General features: G+C 36.2%; 20 protein-coding genes and 2 riboswitches. Of the genes, 1 reads left to right on the top strand and 19 read right to left on the bottom strand.

Going from position 1 to position 22,756, the window contains the following annotated elements; translation table 11 throughout:
• Positions 1–269 precede the first annotated feature (269 nt).
• On the top strand, positions 270–953 hold the full coding sequence (locus tag MWH28_RS10185) for a TetR/AcrR family transcriptional regulator (RefSeq protein WP_248619266.1): 684 nt from the start codon (positions 270–272) through the stop codon (positions 951–953).
• A gap of 140 nt (positions 954–1,093) precedes the next feature.
• Here the strand turns inward: MWH28_RS10185 and lpdA are convergent, their stop codons facing one another.
• The 19 genes from lpdA to MWH28_RS10280 all read right to left on the bottom strand — a co-directional run bounded on the left by lpdA (position 1,094) and on the right by MWH28_RS10280 (position 22,747).
• Positions 1,094–2,470, bottom strand: coding sequence for a dihydrolipoyl dehydrogenase (gene lpdA, locus MWH28_RS10190; RefSeq protein WP_248619267.1), 1,377 nt, complete (start codon positions 2,468–2,470; stop codon positions 1,094–1,096).
• A 176-nt stretch (positions 2,471–2,646) separates the two neighbouring features.
• Positions 2,647–3,828 (bottom strand): alanine racemase, encoded by a 1,182-nt coding sequence (gene alr, locus MWH28_RS10195; RefSeq protein ID WP_248619268.1) that lies wholly within the window; start codon positions 3,826–3,828, stop codon positions 2,647–2,649.
• Positions 3,829–3,905: 77 nt separating this feature from the next.
• A complete protein-coding gene (gene ald, locus MWH28_RS10200) occupies positions 3,906–5,030 on the bottom strand; it encodes an alanine dehydrogenase (protein ID WP_248619269.1) in 1,125 nt (374 codons plus the stop codon).
• Positions 5,031–5,174: 144 nt separating this feature from the next.
• Positions 5,175–5,999, bottom strand: coding sequence for a lipoate--protein ligase family protein (locus MWH28_RS10205; RefSeq protein WP_248619270.1), 825 nt, complete (start codon positions 5,997–5,999; stop codon positions 5,175–5,177).
• Positions 5,986–6,945: a LipS2 family lipoyl synthase gene (lipS2, locus tag MWH28_RS10210; RefSeq protein WP_248619271.1), complete on the bottom strand. Its 960-nt coding sequence runs from the start codon at positions 6,943–6,945 to the stop codon at positions 5,986–5,988. Before lipS2 ends, MWH28_RS10205 begins: the two co-directional genes overlap by 14 nt.
• Entirely contained in the window at positions 6,942–7,823 is an 882-nt protein-coding gene (gene lipS1 / locus MWH28_RS10215) for a LipS1 family lipoyl synthase (protein ID WP_248619272.1), read from the bottom strand. The genes lipS2 and lipS1 overlap by 4 nt, the downstream gene beginning before the upstream one ends.
• Entirely contained in the window at positions 7,805–9,265 is a 1,461-nt protein-coding gene (gcvPB, locus tag MWH28_RS10220; RefSeq protein WP_248619273.1) for an aminomethyl-transferring glycine dehydrogenase subunit GcvPB, read from the bottom strand. The genes lipS1 and gcvPB overlap by 19 nt, the downstream gene beginning before the upstream one ends.
• Complete coding sequence (gene gcvPA, locus MWH28_RS10225; protein ID WP_248619274.1) at positions 9,262–10,608, bottom strand: aminomethyl-transferring glycine dehydrogenase subunit GcvPA; 1,347 nt, start codon at positions 10,606–10,608, stop codon at positions 9,262–9,264. Before gcvPA ends, gcvPB begins: the two co-directional genes overlap by 4 nt.
• 5 nt (positions 10,609–10,613) lie before the next feature.
• A complete protein-coding gene (gcvH, locus tag MWH28_RS10230) occupies positions 10,614–11,000 on the bottom strand; it encodes a glycine cleavage system protein GcvH (protein ID WP_248619275.1) in 387 nt (128 codons plus the stop codon).
• Positions 11,001–11,049: 49 nt separating this feature from the next.
• Complete coding sequence (gene gcvT / locus MWH28_RS10235; RefSeq protein WP_248619276.1) at positions 11,050–12,150, bottom strand: glycine cleavage system aminomethyltransferase GcvT; 1,101 nt, start codon at positions 12,148–12,150, stop codon at positions 11,050–11,052.
• 137 nt (positions 12,151–12,287) lie between these two features.
• Positions 12,288–12,385: riboswitch (glycine riboswitch) on the bottom strand.
• Positions 12,386–12,538: 153 nt separating this feature from the next.
• Positions 12,539–12,636, bottom strand: a riboswitch (glycine riboswitch).
• A 154-nt stretch (positions 12,637–12,790) separates the two neighbouring features.
• Positions 12,791–13,876 carry a PorV/PorQ family protein gene (locus MWH28_RS10240; protein ID WP_248619277.1) on the bottom strand — a complete coding sequence of 362 codons (1,086 nt, stop codon included), beginning with the start codon at positions 13,874–13,876 and terminating at the stop codon, positions 12,791–12,793.
• An 86-nt stretch (positions 13,877–13,962) separates the two neighbouring features.
• Positions 13,963–14,862, bottom strand: coding sequence for a homoserine kinase (thrB, locus tag MWH28_RS10245; RefSeq protein WP_248619278.1), 900 nt, complete (start codon positions 14,860–14,862; stop codon positions 13,963–13,965).
• Positions 14,855–16,087: an aspartate kinase gene (locus MWH28_RS10250; protein ID WP_248619279.1), complete on the bottom strand. Its 1,233-nt coding sequence runs from the start codon at positions 16,085–16,087 to the stop codon at positions 14,855–14,857. Before MWH28_RS10250 ends, thrB begins: the two co-directional genes overlap by 8 nt.
• Before the next feature lie 55 nt (positions 16,088–16,142).
• Positions 16,143–17,435, bottom strand: coding sequence for a homoserine dehydrogenase (locus tag MWH28_RS10255; RefSeq protein WP_248619280.1), 1,293 nt, complete (start codon positions 17,433–17,435; stop codon positions 16,143–16,145).
• Positions 17,436–17,453: 18 nt separating this feature from the next.
• Entirely contained in the window at positions 17,454–17,903 is a 450-nt protein-coding gene (locus MWH28_RS10260; protein WP_248619281.1) for an ACT domain-containing protein, read from the bottom strand.
• Between the two features lie 148 nt (positions 17,904–18,051).
• Positions 18,052–18,936 (bottom strand): branched-chain-amino-acid transaminase, encoded by an 885-nt coding sequence (ilvE, locus tag MWH28_RS10265; RefSeq protein ID WP_248619282.1) that lies wholly within the window; start codon positions 18,934–18,936, stop codon positions 18,052–18,054.
• 189 nt (positions 18,937–19,125) lie between these two features.
• Positions 19,126–19,440: an HU family DNA-binding protein gene (locus MWH28_RS10270; protein ID WP_282580204.1), complete on the bottom strand. Its 315-nt coding sequence runs from the start codon at positions 19,438–19,440 to the stop codon at positions 19,126–19,128.
• Positions 19,441–19,583: 143 nt separating this feature from the next.
• On the bottom strand, positions 19,584–21,062 hold the full coding sequence (gene spoIVA / locus MWH28_RS10275) for a stage IV sporulation protein A (RefSeq protein ID WP_248619283.1): 1,479 nt from the start codon (positions 21,060–21,062) through the stop codon (positions 19,584–19,586).
• A gap of 656 nt (positions 21,063–21,718) precedes the next feature.
• Positions 21,719–22,747, bottom strand: a complete 1,029-nt coding sequence (locus MWH28_RS10280; RefSeq protein ID WP_248619284.1) for an NAD(P)H-dependent glycerol-3-phosphate dehydrogenase — start codon at positions 22,745–22,747, stop codon at positions 21,719–21,721.
• Between the last annotated feature and the right edge of the window lie 9 nt (positions 22,748–22,756).

Below are 22,756 nucleotides of genomic sequence, written 5' to 3' on the forward strand. Positions count from 1 at the left end.
AATTTTTCAATAAATTTTACTTATTTAAACTCCCCCCCTTTAAATAAAATTCATCACAAAAATTTAAAACTCGACAGATTTATCTATCATCATGTTTATTATTCAATCATGATTACCCAAACTCCTTCTTTTTTTTTGATTTTTTTTAATTTTCTCTTAAGAGGTTCAATTTCAACTTCTCAAACTTTGAATTTATTATTTATTCTTTTGAAAGTTTAACTCTTTTAGTCTATAATAATAACTAGCTATTTATGGAGGGAGGTCTAGTAATGATTGATTTTAATAAAAATGACATTAAACAAATTAGAATTCTAAAAGTATTTATCGATGCTACTAGCCAAATTATTGAAGAAGAGGGGCTTAAAGGAGTCACAATCAGAAAAGTAGCTAAGATTGCTGGTTATAATAGTGCTACTATTTATAATTACTTTGACAATCGAAACCAATTAATCTTTTTTGCTGCTATGAATTTTATCAGTGATTATGTACAGCAAGTCCCTAATTATATGAAACAAGGTGATAATACTTTGGAAAGATTCTTATTAATGTGGGAATGTTTTTGTAAGTATTCTTTCAAACAACCTAAGCTCTATTATGCAGTCTTTACCGAAGACATCGGAGATAAACCAGAAAATTTAATGAAGAATTACTTCTCATTATTTCCTGAAAAACTAGGAGATCCACCTCAAGAATTGGTTCCTATACTTTTAGAATCTGATCTATCTAAAAGAACGGCTTTGGCTATTCAACCTTGTGTCAAGGAAGGATATTTTTCACCAGAACAAGCTGCTGAAATTGATGAGATGATAACATTAACTTATCATGGAATGATATCTTTATTACTTAATAACCGGGTCGATTATTCAGCACAAGAAGCAACGGATAGGATAATGAAGCATATCAAAAATATTGTAACAAAAATAGCTAAATTAAATCACTCAACCTTGAGCTGAAAATAAAAAGTTGCCTCCGGCAACTCAGCTTAAGCCTATATCCACAATCTCTAAAAAGCATAGTTTCCTTAATGAAAATATAGGGGTTTGAAGATTCAAACCCCTATTGATTGTTCCATTTATAATTATTAAATTTTATATTAGCCGTGAATTGCATCTCCAATAGTATCTTCAGCAGCTTCTAAAACGGCTTCTGCTAAAGTAGGATGAGCATGAATCATCTCAGTTACTTCTTCTACTGTCAACTCTTGCTGTAGAGCTAGAGCAAGCTCATGAATTAAATCTGAAGCATGCGGGCCAACGATATGACCACCCACAATAGTACCATCCTCACCATCAGCAACAATCTTGACCAACCCTTGAGTTTCATTAAGAGTTACAGCTTTACCATTTCCTTTAAAATCAAATTTACCGATTTCAACTTCAATCCCCTGCTCTTTAGCTTCTTTTTCTGTCATACCAACACTTGCTACCTCAGGGTGCGTAAAGATCGTATTAGGTACTACACTATAATCCATCTCTTTCTTATCTCCTAAAATATTCTCAACAGCAACCATTCCTTGTTTAGATGCTACATGGGCCAACTGAATCTCATCGGTCACATCCCCAATAGCATAAACTCCATCGACTTCTGTCTCTAAATATTGATCGACCTTAATTGCTCCATCTTCTAATTCCAAACCGATTGCATCAAGATTTAACCCTTCAGCATAAGGTACTCGTCCAATCGCCAACAAAGCAAGATCAGCTTCTAACTCTTCCCCATCAGCTAAAGTAGCTATGATACCTGCTTCAGTTCGCTCAATCTGGCTAATCTCCTTTTCTGTTTGGACATCAATCCGAGCCCTTCTAAAGGCACGAGCTAAATTAGCACTGATCTCTTGATCTTCCATCGGTAATAACCTAGACATTACATCTACTACAGTTACCTTGACACCTAATGTAGCAAAGATAGAAGCAAACTCCGTACCGATCACCCCTGCTCCTACAATCAATAAGCTCTCAGGTAGCTCTTCTAAGGCTAATAACTCTTTACTGGTCACTATCTTTTCACCATCATAATTAAATGGATCTAGAGTCAGTGGCTTAGAACCGGTAGCAATGATTACATTTTCAGCTTTAACTTCAACAGTCTCATCTTCTTGTTCTACTTGTAGTAGATCTTTATCTTTAAAGGATGCAGTTCCAGAGATTAGATCAATCTGATTCTTCTCCATCAAATATTCGACACCTTTAACTAACTGACGGACACTGCGATCCTTATTTCTTGAAATATTTGTCCAATCAATTTCAAAGTCATTGACTTTAACCCCAAAACGGCGAGCATTCTTAATATTGCGGACTACATCACAGCTAGCTGTCAAGGCTTTAGTTGGGATACAACCCCAATTCAAACAGGTACCTCCTAGCTGCTCCTTTTCGATCAAGCAGACGTTGGCCCCTAGTTGAACAGCTTTAATTGCAGCTACATAACCACCTGGTCCACCACCGATAATTGCGATTTGGTATTCTTTCATTTATATTCACTCCCTTGTATCAATTTACTGTTCATAATTTATTATTAAATTTAAGATAAAGTTGATAAATAGCTTAAGTTTAAGGCTGAGGAAATGGTTTTTAAAACCCGAAGATAAGTTTAAGTCAACCACTAGAAACATAAGGGCTTAGCTCTTACTTAGACTTAGACTCAAACTTAAACTAAGCCTTTAATTTTATAAACTTCCCCATCTTTAATATAAACTCTCGGAATCCGTTTACTGATCATACAGACTACTTCATAATTAATCGTTCCTATTCTATCTGCTACTTCAGTAGCTGTAATCTCATCCTCTCCATCTGGTCCGATCAATGTTATCTCATCTCCTACTTCTACTCTATCAATTTCGGTTACATCAACCATCAACTGATCCATACAGACTCTACCAACTACCGGTACTCGCTCTCCTTTAACCAAGACCTGACTATTAGAAGAAAGCAACCTACTATAACCATCTTCATAACCTAATGGTAAGGTTGCTATCTTCTGCTGAGTAGTAGTTGTATAAGTCCGACCATAACTAATATCGGTTCCAGCAGGAACCTCCTTTAAATGAGCAATCCTAGCTTTTAATCTCATCCCTGCTCTTAAATCAATTCTTTGCTCAACCTCTTGTGAAGGCCAAAGCCCATAAGTTATAATCCCTAATCTGACCATATTAAGATATGTCTCAGGTAAATCTAAAAATGCTGCACTATTAGCACCATGCTTAACTGGAATCTCAAAGCCTTTATCTTCTAAGCATTTAATTAACTGTTCAAATTTATTCAATTGTTGATAAGTATAGCTCTTATCTTCTTCATCTGCTGCTGCAAAATGAGTATAGATTCCTTCAACTATTAAATTATCTAACCTCTTTATCTCAGTCATAAATTCTAGTACTTCTTCAGGTTGTAAACCAATCCTGCCCATTCCTGTATCGACTTTAAGATGAACTTTAGCTTTCTGATTTAACTTTTGAGCTGCAGTAGCTAAACTAGTAGCAAGTTGTTGATCATAAACTGTTTGAATCAGATCATATTTAACTACCTCACTGGCTAATTCAGGTGGAGTCCAACCCAAGATCAAGATCGGAACTTCAGTCAAGCCAGCTTCTCTTAATTGAATTGCTTCATCCAAAATAGCCACTGCTAGCCGGTCTGCTCCGTTTTCTAGAGCTATTTTAGCAACTTCTACTGCACCATGACCATAAGCATCTGCTTTAACCACTATTGTTAGTAACTTATCATCAGGTAAACTCTTTCTGAATTCAGTAATATTATGACCAATATTATCTAAATCTATTTCTGCCCAAGCAGGCCTTAATTTAAACCCTACAGTTAATTTATCATTATCCATGCTTGACTTGATTCCCCTTTATATAGAACTCTAGAATAAAATTTAAATTTTTGTCTTTTGCTAATCACTAATTACGATTAAAATCTATTAGTTAATAGTTCTTTAGGAGAATAATAATCTAAACCAAAAGCTTTTGCTACTCCTTGGTGGGTGATTTTACCATCATAGATATTCAATCCTTTCAATAATGCTGGATCATCTAATAATGCATCTTGATATCCTTGATTGGCAATCTTGACTGCATAAGGTAAAGTTACATTTGTTAGTGCATGAGTCGAAGTTCTGGCCACTGCACCTGGCATATTTGTAACTGCATAATGAACTACCCCATGCCTAGTAAAGACTGGATCTTGGTGTGTTGTTGGATAAGTTGTCTCTATACAACCACCTTGATCAATTGCTACATCTACAATAACTGATCCTTCTTTCATATCCTTAACCATTTCTTCTGTTACTAAATGTGGTGCTTTAGCACCTGGAATCAAGACTGCTCCAATTACTAAATCTGCTGCTGTTACTTCTTCATAAAGATTATATTTATTCGACATTCTCGTCTTTATATTTCCTAAAAAGATATTATCAATATATCTCATTTGACTAGCATCAATATCTAAAATAGTTACATCTGCTCCTAAACCCTTAATCATCTTCGCTGCATTAATTCCTACTATTCCACCACCAATTACTACTACTCTAGCTGGTTTAGTCCCTGGGACTCCTCCTAATAAAACCCCTCGACCACCTTTTGGTTTTTCTAAAAATAATGCTCCTTTTTGAGCAGCTAATCTACCTGCTACCTCACTCATTGGCGTCAATAATGGTAAAGAGCCATCCTCTAGCTCAACTGTTTCATATGCAATTGCAACAACATTTTTTTCCATTAATGTTCTTGTTAATTCTTCTTCAGCCGCTAAGTGCAAGTATGTATATAAGATCTGCTCTTCTCTAAATAGATTATATTCTTCTGGTATTGGTTCTTTAACCTTCATTATCATATCTGCACTAGAAAATATTTCTTCATGTTTCTGTAAAATTTTGGCCCCTGCCTCTTCAAATTCTTGGTCTGAAATTCCACTACCTTCTCCTGCTGCCTGTTCAATTATTATTTCATGTCCTTGATTAGTCAGTGTCTCTACACCTGCTGGAGTAACTGCTACTCTATTCTCATTATTCTTGACTTCCTGCGGTACACCTATAATCACTTTTATTCCCCCTCTTAATTTTCAGACTTTTTCGATTACCTTTACTACTTTATTACAGTAATCTAACAATTGACCAATACTTTTATTATAGTTAACCCCTACTATTTTGTCAAAGAATTATTCTTTTCGTAAAAATTAGTACTTTTATCGTTTATGAGTCCAGGTTCGCTGTTGATATTTATTAGCCATTAGTTCTGTGGCTCGTTCTAATTCAGCATCTGTAATTTCTTCTAAACTTAGATTGAGCTTTAGACCATCTTCAAAGCCTATTTTAAAGGCTTCTCTCAGCTCTTTTAAAGTAGGGATAGTATCAGTCACTTCTTGAATAGAGGTGGCTTTAGTGCTAAATAACCTTTTTAATCGCTTTTTATCTCTCTGCTTGGAAAACTTAAGAATTGAAAATAGTTGCTCTAAATTTTGACTCCTTACAATAGAGCCATGTTGTAAGATCATACCTTGCTTTCTAGTCTGAGCACTACCAATAATCTTCTTCCCTGCTACTGCAACTTCATACCATGATGTTGCATCAAAACAAGCAGCACTCTGTCGCTCTCGCTTCATTTTATCGGCCAAGGGAATCATTTCTGCTGGAATACCTAGCTGCTGTAAGCCTAGTACTAAACCTTGACTGATTATCTTATATGATTTAACAATCGATTCTGGTAACCATGATATTTGAGCAGGAGCTATCAAACTATAAGTCAGTTCATCATCATGTAATACAGCCCGCCCACCGGTCAACCGGCGTACAATATCTATTCCTTGCTGCTGGCAAGCTGTAGTATCTACCTCTTCATCTAGCTTTTGGAAATACCCTAGCGAAATAGCTGCCGGTTGCCAAGCATAAAACCTGATTGTCGGCTTGACCTGACCTGCTTTTACAGCTTCTAAAATTGCTTCATCTAAAGCCATATTCATCGCACCAGATTGATAGCCTGTATTTATTAACCTCCAGTTATTCTCTTCCATCCTCAATCAACCTACTCTCTTTAATTGCTTCTTCTATCTCCTGTGAGGTTAAAGATCGAGGATAGTTATACATTACTCCTCCTGGCTTTTCATTATAATAAGGTCGATTACAACCAGAGCAACCAACTGTTTCAAATGCTTTACCAGTTGCTAATAAATCTTTTAACCTTTGCTTTTTTATATCTATTGCAGTTAACTTATCTGCTTTAAATTCAAACTGATCTAGAGTAAAATCATGATTATAAATTAAATAGTTTGCTATCTGAACCCGTCGATAGTTATCAATATCAGGGCGACTTTGTTTAGCTAGTTCAGTCCCCCGGAGAGGTGTAAAAGCAAACAGTCCCAGTTTGACTTTTAACTCTTTTAACTGAGTTAATAACTTAACTACCTGCTTTTCAGTTTCTCCGAAGCCAATAATAATATGAGTCGAAATTCTGTCAGGAAATCTATTAGCTGCTGCTTCTAAAAGCTGATATCGTTCTTGATAAGAACCGCCCTTTATTTGATTAAACTTTTCAGGATCAACAACATCTAATGCAATATTGACCCGATCTACTCCAGCTTCCAATAATTTATCGACTTCTGCTAACGAGTTAATACTTTTAGATACACAAACTGGTAAATCAACTTGAGCTTGATCTAAAAAGTCAGTTATTGACTCCTCAGCTTGGGGATTATCAACTGCTTGAATACAGATCCGCTGTAGATCCTTTTTTGCTGCAGCTTGAGATAGATTTGAGATAATATCTTCAGTCTGATACTCTTGCCATCTGATCCTTGCCAGTTCATTCTTATTGGCTAAATTACTAGTAGCTTGAGCACAAAAACTACAATCATTTTGACAACCTTCCCCAGCCATCAAATAAGCAGTCGTTGGAGGAGCATCCGTCTTCAACCTCTTCATCCCTAATAGATGAGCAGTTCCTGCTGATAATTTGATCATAAAATACAACACTCCTCACCATAGCCAATTTCCAAACCTAATTCTTCAGCATGCCTAATCCCAAAGCTGGTCGGTACTACTAATTTATTAACCCCAGCCTTAATTGCATAATAATCTAACTCTGCACGATACCTACCTTTAGGACGCATACAACCTAAATGAATTGGAATCTCTGGAAATTCAACTCGAGCAGTTGCTATCAACTCGAGAACATCTTCTAAAGGTGGTGGAGAGTGATCTTCATATTCAGTTCCTTTGGTTGGAATAAAGACGATAAAGACCAACCCAGCAGTACCTATTTCTTTTAGTATCTCTAAAGCCTGATACTCACCAGCCATCTCTCCACCTTTCAATCCAATACAGATATGTGGTAGTACATCAACCTCTTCTCGTAAATTCTTATAAGTGGTGATATAGTCATCAACCGTCCGATCTAAACCATAAACCTCATCAATCGTTTCTTGATCTGCTATAAAATCAAACGAGACTGAATCAGCGATCTGACTGACTTCCTCAATCTCCTCTTCAGCCAACAGTCCAACATGCATATTGACCTTCTTCTCTTCTGAAATATCAGTTAAATCTTCCTTGTGAGCTGAAAAATCAACCAATCCAGCACTGGTACAACCTCCACTGATTAAACAACTAGTACTCTCTTTTTGGCCCTGTTGTTGATAATCCTCTATTGGAAGCATATGTTCTAAGTAATGCCCACCACAATGAGCACAGTCCAACGCACACTCATTACCGGTTAAACTTATAACTTCCGTCTGCTCAGGATAATCAAATTCAATAAAAGCTGGGAAGTTCTGTTGACGAACTTCCCAGGCTTGATCTAGCTTCTTGGTTAACTTCGGACTTATTTCTCTGATTTCCATCTTAACTTCGGCTTTCTAGCAGCGGTAGCTTCATCTAATCTACCTACTACAGTATTGTGTGGTGCTTGTTGGACTTTTTCTGGCTCTTCTTCTGCTTCCCGAGCAATTTGGATCATTGTTTCTATAAATTGATCTAATGTTTCTACAGTCTCTGTCTCTGTCGGTTCAATCATCAATGCTTCATCTACAATTAATGGGAAGTAGATAGTCGGTGGATGGACACCAAAATCTAATAATCGCTTAGCTATATCGAGCGTCTTAACTCCATTTTTCTTCTGCTTTTTACCTGATAGAACAAATTCATGCTTACAGATTCGATCATAAGCTAGAGCATAGTGTTCTTTTAACTGTTCTTTTAGATAGTTAGCATTTAATACAGAATCTTCACTGACCTGCTTAATCCCTTCAGCTCCTAAAGCTAAAATATAAGCATAAGCTTTAACAACTACTCCAAAGTTACCATAATAAGATCTAACCTTACCGATTGAATCAGGCAGATCATAATCAAAGTAATACTCAGCTCCATCCTTTTCAACTAATGGCTTAGGTAAATATTTAACCAACTCTTCTTTAACACCTACAGGCCCTGAACCTGGCCCTCCTCCACCATGAGGAGTTCCAAATGTCTTATGTAGATTAAGATGGATGACATCAAAGCCCATATCGCCTGGACGAACTTGGCCCATAATTGGATTTAGGTTGGCCCCATCATAATAAAGCAGTCCACCTTCGTCATGGATTAACTCAGCAATCTCTAAAATATCCTCTTCAAATAGTCCTACCGTATTCGGATTAGTCAACATTAAACCGGCTGTCTTATCACTAACTACCTCTTTTAATGCTGCAAGATCAACTAAGCCTTCTTTATTAGATTCAACTTCAACCACTTTAAAGCCAACCATTGAAGCACTAGCAGGATTGGTTCCATGTGCTGAATCAGGAACAATGATCTCATTCTTATCTTCATTTCCATTCTGCTTATGATAAGCTTTCATAATCATTAGTCCAGTTAATTCACCATGAGCTCCAGCAGCTGGCTGCATATTAAACCGATCCATTCCTGTAATCTCAGATAACATCTGATCCATCTGATAAAGCAACTCTAGATTACCCTGTACCATCTTCTCATCTTGTAATGGATGAGTGGCAGTAAAACCAGCCAGCCGAGCTACATCCTCATTTACTTTAGCATTATACTTCATTGTACAAGAGCCTAAAGGATAAAATCCGCTATCAACACCATGGTTTCGAGTTGATAATTCAGTAAAGTGTCTAACTGCCTCTAATTCACTTACTTCTGGTAGCTCTGGATCTTCATCTCGTAAGTACTTAGCTGGAATTTCATCTGTTAAATCTATCTCTTCTAATTCATCTTGCGGAAGGGAAAAAGCAACTCTTCCCGGTTTACTCATCTCAAAGATTAAATCCTTCTCTTTTCTCATTTTACCCCCTCCAATTGTGCAACTAGTTGATCAATTTCAGCCTTCGTTCTCTTTTCTGTAAATGCCAATAACATTCCATTTTCTAAGTCAGCATAATCTGACTCCAAATCATAGCCTCCAATAATATTATCCGTTAATAACTCTTCATTAATTTCTTCAACTGATTTGTGAGCCTTAACAGCAAACTCTTTAAAGAACGGCCCATTAAATACTATCTCATAATCTTCCAGTTGATTTATCTTTTGAGCAGCATAATGTGCTTTCTTAGCAGACTGCTTAGCTACTTCTTTCAGCCCTTCTTTTCCTAGCAAGGTTAGATAAACTGTAGCTGCTAAAGCATTTAATGCTTGATTTGAACAGATATTTGAAGTTGCTCGTTCCCGTCTAATATGCTGTTCTCTTGTTTGTAAAGTCATTACATAGCCTCTATTTCCTGCTTCATCTTCCGTCTCGCCAATGACTCGACCAGGAATCCTTCTCATATTCTTCTTAGTAGTTGCCAAGAACCCTAAGTGAGGTCCACCGAAGTTAAGTGGATTTCCTAAAGCTTGACCTTCACCAACTACAATATCAGCACCTAAGTTACCTGGAGCTTCTAATAAAGCCAACGAAACAGGGTCAGCTGATACAGTAAATAAAGCACCTGCCTGATGAACAATTTCAGCCATCTCTTCTAAATCTTCTAATTGACCAAAGAAGTTAGGATTTTGAACAATCACACCAGCTGTCTTCTCACTAACAAGCTCACCTAATTGCTCGCTATCAGTAACTCCATCTTTATAATCTACTTCAACAAGCTCTAAATCAACAGCATCACAATAAGTTCTCAATACCTCTCTACTCTCTGGACTGACAGCTTTAGAGATAATGATCTCTTTTCTTCTCCGCTTAACTGCAGTCGACATCAAAGCCGCTTCAGCGATTGCACTAGCTCCATCATACATTGAAGCATTTGCTACATCTAAGCCAGTCAGCTCACAGATTAATGTTTGATATTCAAAGATTGCTTGTAAGTAACCTTGGCTCGTTTCAGCTTGATATGGAGTATAAGCTGTATAAAACTCTGATCTTAATAGGATATGATCGATAGCACTAGGAATATAGTGATCATAAACTCCTGCTCCTAAAAAGGAAGTATATTCTTCGAGATTATCATTTTTACCACTCAGCTCTTTCATTTTTTCCTTAATTTCTAATTCAGATAGTGGTTGACCTAAATCTAATTCTCTATCCAGCTTTACTTCTTCAGGAATGTCGGTAAATAATTCATCAATCTTAGTTATACCAACACCTTCCATAAGTTTTGCTCTATCTTCTTGTGTATGGGGTAAATATGGGAACATAATTATTATTCCTCCTCTTCTTTACAGAAATTTTCATACTCCTCCGCAGACATTAAATCATCTAATTGACTCTCATCAGCTAAATCAACAGCAATCATCCAACTCTCATAAGGAGCATTATTCAATTCTTCAGGAGCATCATATAGATCTTCATTACTTTCTAGAATCTCTCCACCTACAGGTACATATAGATCAGAAACTGCTTTTACTGATTCGATCACACCAATTGCTTCTTTTTGAGCAAACTCTTCACCTTCCATTGGTAATTCAACAAATACAATCTCACCTAGCGCATCTTGAGCAAAGTCTGTAATTCCAATATAAGCAGTATTATCTTCCACCTTCACCCATTCATGACTTTCAGTATAAAAAATTCCTTCTTTAATTTCCATTCTAAATCCCTCCAGTTTTATTTTTGATTTAATTGATATTTAACTCTTTTTAACCTTGACGCTTATAAAAAGGCAGTTCAACCAATTTAGCCTTACATTCTCTACGTCTGATCTGAACAGTAATCTCCATTCCAACTTCAGCATAGTCAGCCTCAACATAACCTAAACCAATATTCTTCTCCAGTGCAGGAGCATAAGAACCTGTTGTTATCTCTCCAATCACTGTACCATCTTTTAATAGTTGATATCCTTCTCTAGGAATCCCTCGATCTATCATTTCAAGTCCAACCAGTTTTCGCTGATAACCTTCAGCTTCAATCTCTTGTAATGCTTGTTGGCCAATAAATCCATCCTTATCTAAAGCAACGAAATAGCCCAATCCTGCTTCTAAAGGGTTCTTATCCTTCCCAATTTCATGGCCATACAATGGCAAGTTGGCCTCGAAACGTAAGGTATCTCTAGCACCTAATCCTACTGGAGCAACTTCCTCTCCGCCAGCTTTTAAGATAGCATCCCAAACAGTTTTGATATCTTGCTTGGCAACATAGATTTCAAAACCATCTTCTCCAGTATAACCAGTTCGAGAGACAAATTCAGTCTCTACTCCTGCTACTTCAATCTGCTTCTCAAAGTGGAAAAACTTAATTTCAGTCAACTCAAAATCGGTCAACTTCTGTAAGATCTCTTCAGCCTTTGGCCCTTGTAGTGCTACCTCAGCTATATCTGCTGATAAGTTAACTATCTCTACTCCAGCAATCTCTTGTTCTTTAATCCAATCATAATCTTGTTCAATATTAGCTGCATTAACTACCAAGATATACTGGTCAGCGCTGAAACGATAAACCAATAAATCATCGACTACTCCACCATCTGGATAACACATCATAGTATATTGAATTTGCTGATCATCTAGTTTAGATAGATCATTGGTCAATATCTTCTGTAGAAATTTAAAAGCATTTTCACCTGTTACCTTGATCTCTCCCATGTGGGAGACATCAAATAAACCAGCTTGATTTCTAACTACATTATGCTCTTGGATAATACCTTCATATTGAATCGGCATTCTCCAACCAGCAAAGTCAACCATTTTGGCCCCTAGCTCTTCATGAGTCTGATCCAATGGAACCTTCTTTACAGTATTGGTCATAATTATCCCCTCTTTCATTATTCTTAATCTAAAACTAATCTTTTATTCATCACCTTATAAAGCAAAAACAGAGAGCAAAAGCTAGTAAATTTATCTTCGCTAGCTTAAACTCTCTGTCCTATAAGCAGTTCAGAGATTACCCTTCTAAGATCCTTTTGCCTGAGAGTTTGAGAAGAATTCTCTTCTTTGCCCCTTCGGCGCCCAACCTCTGCTGGGTCTCTCTCTTAAGAAGGTAAATCACCTTTAGACTGAATTTATTAAATTATCTACTTATGTAAATCTTATTTTATCTCCTATGATAATTATACACCTAAAAGAAAAAAGAGAGCAAAGTTAGCAAAATACTACTAACTTTAAGCTCTCTCTGTCCTCTAGCCAGTTCAGAGATTATCTTTCTAAGATCCTTTTGCCTGAGAGTTTGAGAAGAATTTTCTTCTTTGCCCCTTCGGCGCCCAACCTTTGTTGGGTCTCTCTCTTAGAAAGGTAAACCGTTCTTAAACCGCATTTATTTCTAAATTCTATTTTGTTCTCTTTTCATTATTAATTCTAACAACTCTTTTCAAAGTTGTCAAGAATAATTTATATTTTTTTATCATTTTTATAATATATTTTGTACTTAGCTCACTTTAGCTTGAGGTGACTAAAAATTAACTGTTCCGGCAAAACTATAGTTACTATCAGAATCACCAGCTAAATCAAGGTCAATGAACGGTAGATCAAGTCCTAATCCACCAGTATAAGTTCGATCTCCATCTATTTGATAACCACCTAATCTAACAGCTAATAAGCCAAGAATAATATCCTTTTCTGCTCCTAAACGATAAATTTCATCTCCTTCATCAGGAATTTCTATATCTGCTGCTACAGTCGCTCCGATTGGGAATGGTAAATTAGCAGCTGCTCCTAAAGTCACAGTTCGTGGTAATCTCTCATCTAAATCATCAATTTCATGACTACCCCAACTAGTCACTAAATTCCTAACATTAACACCAACATTGACCATATCAGTTGCTCTCACTAATGCTCCTGTATCTAAACCAAAACCATTAGCTGACCTTGGATCATCATCAGCAATCATTTCAAAAGTATCACCATCTGCTTTAGCTTCCATATTAAGATCATATTGGTTAGCAGTTAAATACTTAGCATTAGCACCAATAGAAACAGTCCCTAAATTTAATGGCGCATTGGTTAGATTAGTTCCCATAGAAAAGATTCCTTGACCAATAAATGTATTAGACGCCTTTATTTCAGGCAAATCCCCATTATATTCTACACTTCCATCACTCTTAATTTCTAACTCATCCTCATCTATCTCTTTACTACCAGTACTCTCAAATACAAAATTATTATTAAGAGTTACACCTAAACCAAAGTTTCTTAAATTAACTGCTGCCAATCCATTTAGATTAACCCCAATATCATCAAGTTCAAGTAACTCTTTTAAACTCTCTTCATCTTCGTCAGCTTCTTCTAAGTGATCTCTTAAAACTGATAAATCACTAAAGTTTTCTCCACCAGCACCAAAATTAGCTTCAAATCCTAACCTTCCACTTCGTACCAAACCGGCTGGATTCCAATAGATTGCACTGGCATCATCAGCCACAGCAGTAAATGCACCACCCATCCCATGGGCTTTAGTACCATATATTTGACCTGCAAAGGCTGTCCCAGCAGTTGCTACTAACAACGACATGATCAACAATAACATCCAAGTTCTTTTCATCTTCATCCCCCACTTTTATAATTTATTGAAAGTCACCATTATTACATAATTTCGTTATCTTTGCGTAAAATCCTCTTTTTTTAACATTAACTTTCAATAATAGTGGCTCCTTGATCAGTAGGGGAAATTACTAAATACTGAGCTTCAATACCTTGCTTAGCAAAAATATCCTTCATCTCAACTCCGATTCTCTCTTCATCTTCTAAAGTTAAGGCAATTGCTGTTGGCCCGGAGCCACTTAACACAATACCTAACACATCTTGAGATAAATCTTCAATAACTTCATCTAAACCAGGAATCAACCCTTGCCTATAAGGCTGATGTAGACGATCATCTAATGCCTGTCCGATCAACTCATAATCTTCTGTTAGCAGACCTGCTAATAATAGACTAGCATGACTGACATTGAAGACTGCATCTTTAAATGAAACCTTATCAGGCAAAGCACTCCTCGATTCATCTGTAGTTAATTGATAATCAGGAATACAGACTACAGTCTTTAATTTACTTGGAGGGGTTACTTTCTTATAAATAACCTCTTTATCTTTGACAGTCGAAATGACTACTCCACCCAATAAAGCAGGAGCTACATTATCAGGATGACCTTCTATCTCAGTTGCTAAATTTAGTAATTCTTCTGTCGTTAATTGTTCTCCACTCAACTTATTAGCTGCTAACAATCCACCAACAATAGCAGCAGCACTACTTCCTAGACCTCGGGCCAACGGTATCCGATTGATAAGTTTGATCTTTAATCCTGGGGGTAGATAGTCAACAGTTTCAAATAAACGTAGCATACTCCGATAGACCAAATTACTCTCATCAGTAGTTAGCTCTTCTATTCCATATCCAGCAACCTCAATCTCTACCCCTTCTTTTTGCTTCCGCTCTATCTCAATTAAATTATATAGGCCCAAGCTCATACCAAAGGTATCAAAGCCTGGCCCTAAATTAGCAGTAGTTGCTGGAATTTTGACCTTAAACATCACTGTCACATAATTGATCTAAATTAAACTTATCATGGATAACCTTAACAGCACGATCGCTTTTCTCTTTATCGATCAAACAAGAAACCTTAATCTCTGATGTACTGATCATTTCAATATTAATATCTTCCTCTGCTAATGCCTCAAACATCTTAGCTGCTACACCAGGATTAGTCACCATTCCCGCTCCTACTATTGATACTTTAGCTACTTCAGTATCATAAACTAACTCTTTATAGCCTAGCTCTTCTTGTAACGCTTTTAAATTAACTTTAGTATGAGCTAAATCTTCCGTACCGATTGTAAATGTAATATCATTTAATCCATCATAATCTACATTCTGAATAATCATATCGACATTAATCCCATCTTCAGCTAACCCAGTAAAGATTCTAGAAGCAACACCTGGTTGATCAGGCACCCCAATCAATGATAATTTTACTGTATCACTATTACATGTAACACCAGTTACTACAATATCCTTTTCCAATTCCTCTACCTCCTTAATATATGTTCCTGGACAACAATAAAAACTAGATTTAACAACTAATTTAATACCATATTCCTTAGCAATTTCAACCGATCTAGGATGTAAAACTTCAGCACCTAAACTAGCAAACTCTAACATTTCATCATAGGAGACCCCATTTAATTTACAAGCACCTTCAACAATTCTAGGATCTGCAGTATAAACTCCATCAACATCTGTATAGATTTCACATAAATCAGCATCAAGAGCAGTTGCTAATGCAACACCTGTTGTATCAGAACCACCCCGCCCTAAAGTAGTTATCTCATTATCAGATGTAACACCCTGAAACCCAGCTACAATCACTATCTTATCTTGATCAAGCTCTTGTTCTAATCTTTCAGGGTTGACCCTTAAGATTTTAGCCTTAGCATGTAAATCATCAGTTATAATTCCAATTTGAGAGCCACTCAAAGAGATTACATCTTCACCCAATTCATTAATAGCCATTGCCAATAATGATACTGAAACCTGCTCACCTGTTGAAACTAACTTATCATATTCACGTTTAGGAGGGTTCTCAGTAATTTGTTGGGCCAACTCAATCAATTCATCTGTACTATCCCCTAAAGCCGAGACTACTGCTACTACTTGATTACCTGCTCTTTTTCTTTTTACAATTCTTTCTGCTACTCGCTTAATATGATCAGTATCTGCTACTGAACTACCACCATATTTTTGTACAATTAATCCCATAAAACTTCCTCCTCTAATTACAGTTAGCAATTTATAGATAATTATTAACTAATATTTATTGGTTGTATTCTTCAACTCTAATTAAACTGGCCACCTCTTCAACATCTGATAAAGACTTAATCTTATCTAATGCATCATTGAGATCTCCCTCTTTAACTTGATGGGTAATGAAGACCAACGGTACAGTATCATCACTTCTGCCTTTTTGAATTACAGATTCAATACTGACCTGATGCTCTCCTAACAAACCAGTTATTTCTCCTAAAACACCAGGATTATCTAACACATTCAATCTTAAATAAAAACTTGACCTTACCTCGTCTTGAGCTATTACCTCTTTTTCTTCAAAGCAAGTACAAGAAATTCTCCCTTGTGCTGAAAAGTCAATATTTCTAGCAGCAGTAATAATATCACCTACAACAGCACTTCCAGTCGGCATCTGACCCGCCCCTGGTCCATAAAACATCACCTCATTAATCGCATCTCCTTCTACAAAGATAGCATTAAAGACATCATTGACATTAGCCAGTGGATGCTCAGTAGGAACTAATGTCGGATGTACTCTGACTTCAACTCCATCATTTTCTTTACCAATAGCTAATAATTTAATCTTATAGCCTAGCTCCTGAGCATATAAAATATCTCCCTTAGTAATTCCAGTTATCCCTTCAATATAGACATCCTCAATGTCAACTCTAGATTCAAAAGCAATCGATGCTAAAATAGCTAACTTATAAGCAGCATCATGCCCCTCTATATCAGATGTCGGATCAGCTTCAGCATAACCAAGCTCTTGAGCCTGAGCCAACACATCAGAAAAATCTGCTCCTTCTTGCTCCATCTTCGTTAAAATATAGTTAGTCGTTCCATTAACAATTCCCATTATATTTGTAATCTTATTACCAGCTAAATCCTCTTTTAAAGGACTAATAATTGGAATCCCACCACCAACACTAGCTTCAAAGTAGATGTCGACTCCCATCTCTCGAGCAGTAACCAATAATTCATGACCATGCTTAGCCATCAACTCTTTATTAGCAGTCACTACACTCCGGCCGCTCTTGAGTACTTCTAAAATAAACTCCTTAGCTGGATGAACCCCTCCAATCAGCTCTGCAACTATTTCAATCTCTGGATCATTAATTACTTCCTCAAAATCATCAGTTAACTTATTCTGTGGTACATCAACTAACAACTCTTTACTTTTATCTTTAACTAATACCTTAGCCACAGTCAACTTAGCACCTGACTTATTGGCAATACTAGTAGCATTCTCTTCTAAAATCTTATAAACTCCTGAACCAACAGTTCCACATCCTAACAATCCAACCTTTATCTCCTTCTCCATACTATCTCCTCCTCTAAATTATCCTTGCTTAAAACTTTGTGTAATTAGTTTTACTCTCTTTATTCCTCCTATACCTTCTAAATTACTTATTAGTTGCTCAACTGAGATTACTAGATTATTACTCTCAATCGTTATCGTTACATGAGCCACTTGATTTAAAGGAATATCTTGATTTATAGTTAATATATTTCCATGATACTGAGCAATTTTGGTTAATACCTTAGATAAATTACCCTTTTGATCAGCTACTAATAATGATAATGTTGCTAGCTCTTGTCTTTCTTGTTTTACAAAAGGAAATATATAATCTCTATACTTATAATAAGCACTTCGACTTAATCCTACTCTTTCAACAGCTTCTTTAATCTGCTCTTCTTCTCCATTCTTTAGTAGTTCCTTTACTTTAACTGTCTTCTTCATAGCAGGTGATAAGATCTCTTCAGCAACTATGTAAAAATCTTTTCCCATTATAACCCCCTACATTGTCCTTGTTAAGAATACTCCTGTCTGCTATATATATACATTATATCGAATTATAACATTCTAATTGTAATTTTGCAAGTAGGTTTTAAAAAAAAACGTACAACAATTATGTTGTACGTTACTGATTTTTATTTTATTCTTCATAAATCAAAGTACCGGTCGTTTGGGCCAACTCTCTAAATGCTGTAATCAACTGCTTAGTATACTTACCAGGTTGTCCATCTCCAATCACTCTAGAATCAATCTTGACAACTGGAATCACCTCAGCAGCAGTACCAGTTAAGAAGCACTCATCAGCAGTATATAGATCGTGACGAGTAAAGACCTCTTCTCTAACCTCTAAATCAAACTCTGGAGCAACCTCTAAAACTACTCCCCGTTTGATTCCTTTTAATGCTCCAATATATGTAGGAGGAGTCTTTAAAACACCATCCTTGATAATAAAGATATTATCACCCGTACATTCTGCGACATATCCTTCATTATTCAACATTACTGCTTCTAAAACACCTGCTTGATTGGCCTCAATCTTAGCTAAAATATTATTTAAATAATTAAGTGATTTAATTCTTGGATTTAAAGCCTCAGGGATATTACGACGGGTTGGAACAGTCACCACATCTAAACCTTCTTCATAAAACTCCTCAGGATACAATGTAATATCACTCGCAATAATTATTACAGTTGCCTGATCACACTTATTAGGATCTAATCCTAAATCACCAACCCCCCGCGAAACAACCAACCTAATGTAGGCATCCTCTAAATCATTGGCCCTGATTGTCTTTAAGACTGCTTCTCTCATTTCATCTTTTCCTAATGGTATCTCCAACATGATTGCTTTAGCAGACTCATATAACCGATCTAAATGCTCTTCAAAGCGAAAGATTCTACCATTGTAAGCTCTAATCCCTTCAAAGATTCCATCACCATATAAAAATCCATGATCAAAGACAGAAATTTTAGCTTCTTCCTTCTCTACTAGTCTATCATTTAAAAATATCTTCTGGCTACTCATAATACTCCCCTTCCTTAAAATTATTATCTACTATTATAATTAAAATTAAATCAATTTGCAAATTAATCAATATTTTTAACAACTATCTAGATTAGAAAAGATATAGTGGGGGTAACTACCGCCCCCCACTATATCTTAAAAATTTAAATTTTAAATTTTTAATCAAAGTATTACTTCTCTACCTGTAACTTACTTTACATTCACAGTTTCCTTTAAAGATTTACCAGGCTTAAAAGCTGGAACTGTACGAGCAGGAATCTGCATCTCTTCTCCAGTCTGTGGATTACGCCCAGTACGAGCACTACGATCTCGTACTTCAAAACTACCAAATCCAATCAATTGAATTTTGGCCCGCTCATCAGCTGGCTTCTTAGCTTCTTCCTTTAAGTTTTCAGTCACTATATCTAACATAGCATCCAATGTTTCCTTAGTATCTTTTTTTGTAATTCCTGTTTTTTCAGCAATCTGTTCTACTAATTTAGTTTTAGTAATATTCTTTGCCATTATAAATTCACCTCCTATTAGTAATTTAAACATTTCCACTGATTATTATGCCACAGATAGACTTCTTGACACGCTTTATTATTCCTTCTTTTTTTATAAAAAAAACAGTATTCAAAGAAAAAAATCGGTCTATAGACCGATTTTTATAAGATAATACAGATTAAGCCTCCACTTCCGTCATTTATTATTTTTTGTAGAGTATCCTGAAGTTTGTTTTGAGCCTTGACAGGCATCCGGTATAATTTGTTATTAATTCCATCTTTAACTAAATCATGTAACGAACGACCTAAGAAATCAGAATCCCAAATTGCAGTCGGATTAGCTTCAAATTCCTCTTCAAAGAACTGAATTAATTCTTCACATTCTTCTTCTGTACCTACGACAGGAGATATTTCTGTCTTGATATCTGCTCTAATCAAATGGATTGAAGGAGCAGAAGCTGTCAACTTAACTCCAAAATGCCCTCCTCGCCTAATCATCTCTGGTTCTTCAAAGAGCATATCTTCTAATTCAGGCTGTACAATTCCATATCCTTCTTCCTTAGCTTTAAGTAAAGCACCTGCTACCTGATCATACTCCTTTTTGATCACACTCAACTCTTTGACCAGATTAAATAGATGATGTTGGCCCTCTATTTCTAAATCTGTCATCTCTTCTAACGTTTCATAAAATAAATTCTCCTTTAAATTAAAATCTAAAGCAGCTATCCCGCTACCCAAATCAAGATTAGATATTACAACATCTTTAGCATTTTCATTCTCACTTAATTGCTCATGTAATTTATCAACATCTCTTAAAGTAAATAACTCTTGAATTGCTTGATTTATACTTTCATCTATATCTTGACTCAACCAATGTCCTTCATCCAACTCATCGATCCATAGTGGTAAATCAATATTGATTTCTGTCAAAGGAAACTCATATAATACTTCTCTTAATACATTTACAATATCATCACCTTCTAATTCTAGGCAATTAACAGGAATCACTTTTTTATTGAACTTTTCTTCTAATTGCTGAGCCAACTCTTGAGTCTCTTCACTCTCTGGATGAGTAGAATTAAGTACAATAATATATGGTTTTCCTAACTCCTCTAGTTCTTCAACAACCCTTCTTTCAGCATCAATATAGCTTTCCCTAGGTAAATCAGTAATTGTCCCATCAGTGGTAACTACTAAACCAATTGTAGAATGATCCTGAACTACTTTTTCTGTTCCTACTTCAGCAGCTTTTTGAAAAGGGATAGCTTCTTCAAACCAAGGGGTAGTAACCATTCTAGCCCCTTCTTCCTCTTCATATCCTAAAGCACCCTGCACCTTATAACCAACACAATCAACCAACCTGACCTTACAATCAATATTCTCATCTAAATTAATCGTAGTTGCCTGATTAGGAACGAATTTAGGTTCAGTTGTAGTAATTGTTCTACCTTCACCACTTTGTGGCAGTTCATCCCTAGCCCGTTCCTGAATATGTTGATCTTCAATATGAGGTAAGACTAATAAATCCATAAACTTCTTGATAAATGTAGATTTCCCGGTTCTAACTGGCCCTACTATGCCAATATAAATGTCCCCATTTGTCCTGGTTGCAATATCCTGATAAACACTAAAACTTTCCATCAAGTACCCTCCCTTTTATAATCAAACCTATAAGAATAAAATGACCTACGGTCATAGTCTAAGGTTAAGTCTGGGACCAAATAAATCATTACAGATCTTAAAAAGATAAGCTTATCAATAGTCCTCGCCAATTATTTTTCAAAGATCATTATATATATATGACCTGAATTTTATATTATTCCTCGGGAGGGGAGAAAATGGTTTACGACTGAGGAAATGGTTTTTATAAACCCGAAGGTGAGGTTAAGTCAACGAACTTTAAAACTTTATTGATATAAAGTGTCACTTTTTAAATTGAAATGTAGTGTCAGACCCATGTGTCTGACCACGGGTTAACAAGGGCGAACACACGGGTTCGCCCCTACGAGAAAGGCAAGATCTCATGTAAGGACAGGTCTCTGTGCCTGTCCCTACGGTCGACCACGGAGAGTCGACCTTACGTTTTCACAATATCAAAAGTGCCACATTATTGTAATTAATATCTACACGACAAAAGAGCAGAAGATATTATCCCCTGCCCTAAATGAGTTATTATTTAATTGATTCAATTTGTACTAAGATGAATTTAGTGACTTTGTTCTTAAAGCTTTTTTAAAAGGGTTACTTATCCTTAAACTTAACCTAAAACTAAATTTGCCATTAGACAAATTTATTCTTTACCAACAGCTATTCTCCACTATCTCCTCTAATTCATGCTTAGCTCCGCGTAACATCAAATCATTAACAGCTTGTTTAGGATCTTTATCCTCAAATAAAATTTGATAAATTTCACTTGTAATCGGCATCTCTAGATCTAATTCTTTAGCAAAAGCAGAAACTGCCTTAGCAGTTCTTACTCCTTCGGCTACCATCTGCATCTCATCTAATGCTTCCTCTAAGGTCAATCCACTACCAATCTTGTAACCTAAGCGACGATTACGACTATGTTGACTAGCACAAGTTACAATTAAATCTCCTAAGCCAGCTAAGCCTGAAAAGGTAATTGGATCAGCACCTAATTCAGCACCTAACCGCTTTATCTCTGCTATTCCTCTAGTAACTAAAGCAGCTAATGTATTATCACCATATCCCAAACCATCAGAAATTCCAGCAGCAATAGCAATAATATTCTTAACTGCTGCTCCTAATTCAACACCAACCAAATCAGGATTAGTATAGACTCTAAAGTAATCGCTCATAAATAGATCCTGTACTCGTTCAGCTAACTTTCTATTCTTACCTGCTACTACAATCGTCGTTGGTAACTCTAAGACTACCTCCTCAGCATGAGTTGGCCCGCTTAGAACAAATATATTATCATGTAATTTACTATCTAATTCATCCATTAAAACCTCTGACATCCTCAAATGGGTCTCCTCTTCAATCCCTTTAGAAGCACTAACAATAATTGTGTCTTCATCTAATAATCCTTTTAACTCCTGAGCTACTGTCCTGACAACATGTGACGGAACAACGACTAAGACAACGTTGGCCCCTGCTACAGCTTCTTCAAGGTCAGTAGTAGCTGTTAATCCCTCAGGTAATTTAAAGTCTGGCAAATAAGAGTTGATATGCTCTTGGTTGATTTCATCTACTTTTTCTTGAGAAATATCCCTTAAACAGACATCATGACCATTGTCATGGAGTAATACAGCCAATGCTGTACCCCAACTTCCTCCACCAATAACTGCTATCTTATCACTCATCTTAACTCC

Origin of the sequence: Natroniella sulfidigena, assembly GCF_023223645.1 — a bacterium.
In the GTDB taxonomy this organism is placed as follows: domain Bacteria; phylum Bacillota; class Halanaerobiia; order Halobacteroidales; family Halobacteroidaceae; genus Natroniella; species Natroniella sulfidigena.

Excerpts from the sequence above, each read along its gene's own strand:
- MWH28_RS10185 (WP_248619266.1), top strand. The coding sequence starts at position 270 with ATGATTGATTTTAATAAAAATGACATTAAACAAATTAGAATTCTAAAA.
- lpdA (WP_248619267.1), bottom strand. The coding sequence starts at position 2,470 with ATGAAAGAATACCAAATCGCAATTATCGGTGGTGGACCAGGTGGTTAT.
- alr (WP_248619268.1), bottom strand. The coding sequence starts at position 3,828 with ATGGATAATGATAAATTAACTGTAGGGTTTAAATTAAGGCCTGCTTGG.
- MWH28_RS10205 (WP_248619270.1), bottom strand. The coding sequence starts at position 5,999 with ATGGAAGAGAATAACTGGAGGTTAATAAATACAGGCTATCAATCTGGT.
- lipS2 (WP_248619271.1), bottom strand. The coding sequence starts at position 6,945 with ATGATCAAATTATCAGCAGGAACTGCTCATCTATTAGGGATGAAGAGG.
- lipS1 (WP_248619272.1), bottom strand. The coding sequence starts at position 7,823 with ATGGAAATCAGAGAAATAAGTCCGAAGTTAACCAAGAAGCTAGATCAA.
- gcvPB (WP_248619273.1), bottom strand. The coding sequence starts at position 9,265 with ATGAGAAAAGAGAAGGATTTAATCTTTGAGATGAGTAAACCGGGAAGA.
- gcvPA (WP_248619274.1), bottom strand. The coding sequence starts at position 10,608 with ATGTTCCCATATTTACCCCATACACAAGAAGATAGAGCAAAACTTATG.
- gcvH (WP_248619275.1), bottom strand. The coding sequence starts at position 11,000 with ATGGAAATTAAAGAAGGAATTTTTTATACTGAAAGTCATGAATGGGTG.
- gcvT (WP_248619276.1), bottom strand. The coding sequence starts at position 12,150 with ATGACCAATACTGTAAAGAAGGTTCCATTGGATCAGACTCATGAAGAG.
- MWH28_RS10240 (WP_248619277.1), bottom strand. The coding sequence starts at position 13,876 with ATGAAAAGAACTTGGATGTTATTGTTGATCATGTCGTTGTTAGTAGCA.
- thrB (WP_248619278.1), bottom strand. The coding sequence starts at position 14,862 with ATGTTTAAGGTCAAAATTCCAGCAACTACTGCTAATTTAGGGCCAGGC.
- MWH28_RS10250 (WP_248619279.1), bottom strand. The coding sequence starts at position 16,087 with ATGGGATTAATTGTACAAAAATATGGTGGTAGTTCAGTAGCAGATACT.
- MWH28_RS10255 (WP_248619280.1), bottom strand. The coding sequence starts at position 17,435 with ATGGAGAAGGAGATAAAGGTTGGATTGTTAGGATGTGGAACTGTTGGT.
- MWH28_RS10260 (WP_248619281.1), bottom strand. The coding sequence starts at position 17,903 with ATGGGAAAAGATTTTTACATAGTTGCTGAAGAGATCTTATCACCTGCT.
- ilvE (WP_248619282.1), bottom strand. The coding sequence starts at position 18,936 with ATGAGTAGCCAGAAGATATTTTTAAATGATAGACTAGTAGAGAAGGAA.
- MWH28_RS10270 (WP_282580204.1), bottom strand. The coding sequence starts at position 19,440 with ATGGCAAAGAATATTACTAAAACTAAATTAGTAGAACAGATTGCTGAA.
- spoIVA (WP_248619283.1), bottom strand. The coding sequence starts at position 21,062 with ATGGAAAGTTTTAGTGTTTATCAGGATATTGCAACCAGGACAAATGGG.
- MWH28_RS10280 (WP_248619284.1), bottom strand. The coding sequence starts at position 22,747 with ATGAGTGATAAGATAGCAGTTATTGGTGGAGGAAGTTGGGGTACAGCA.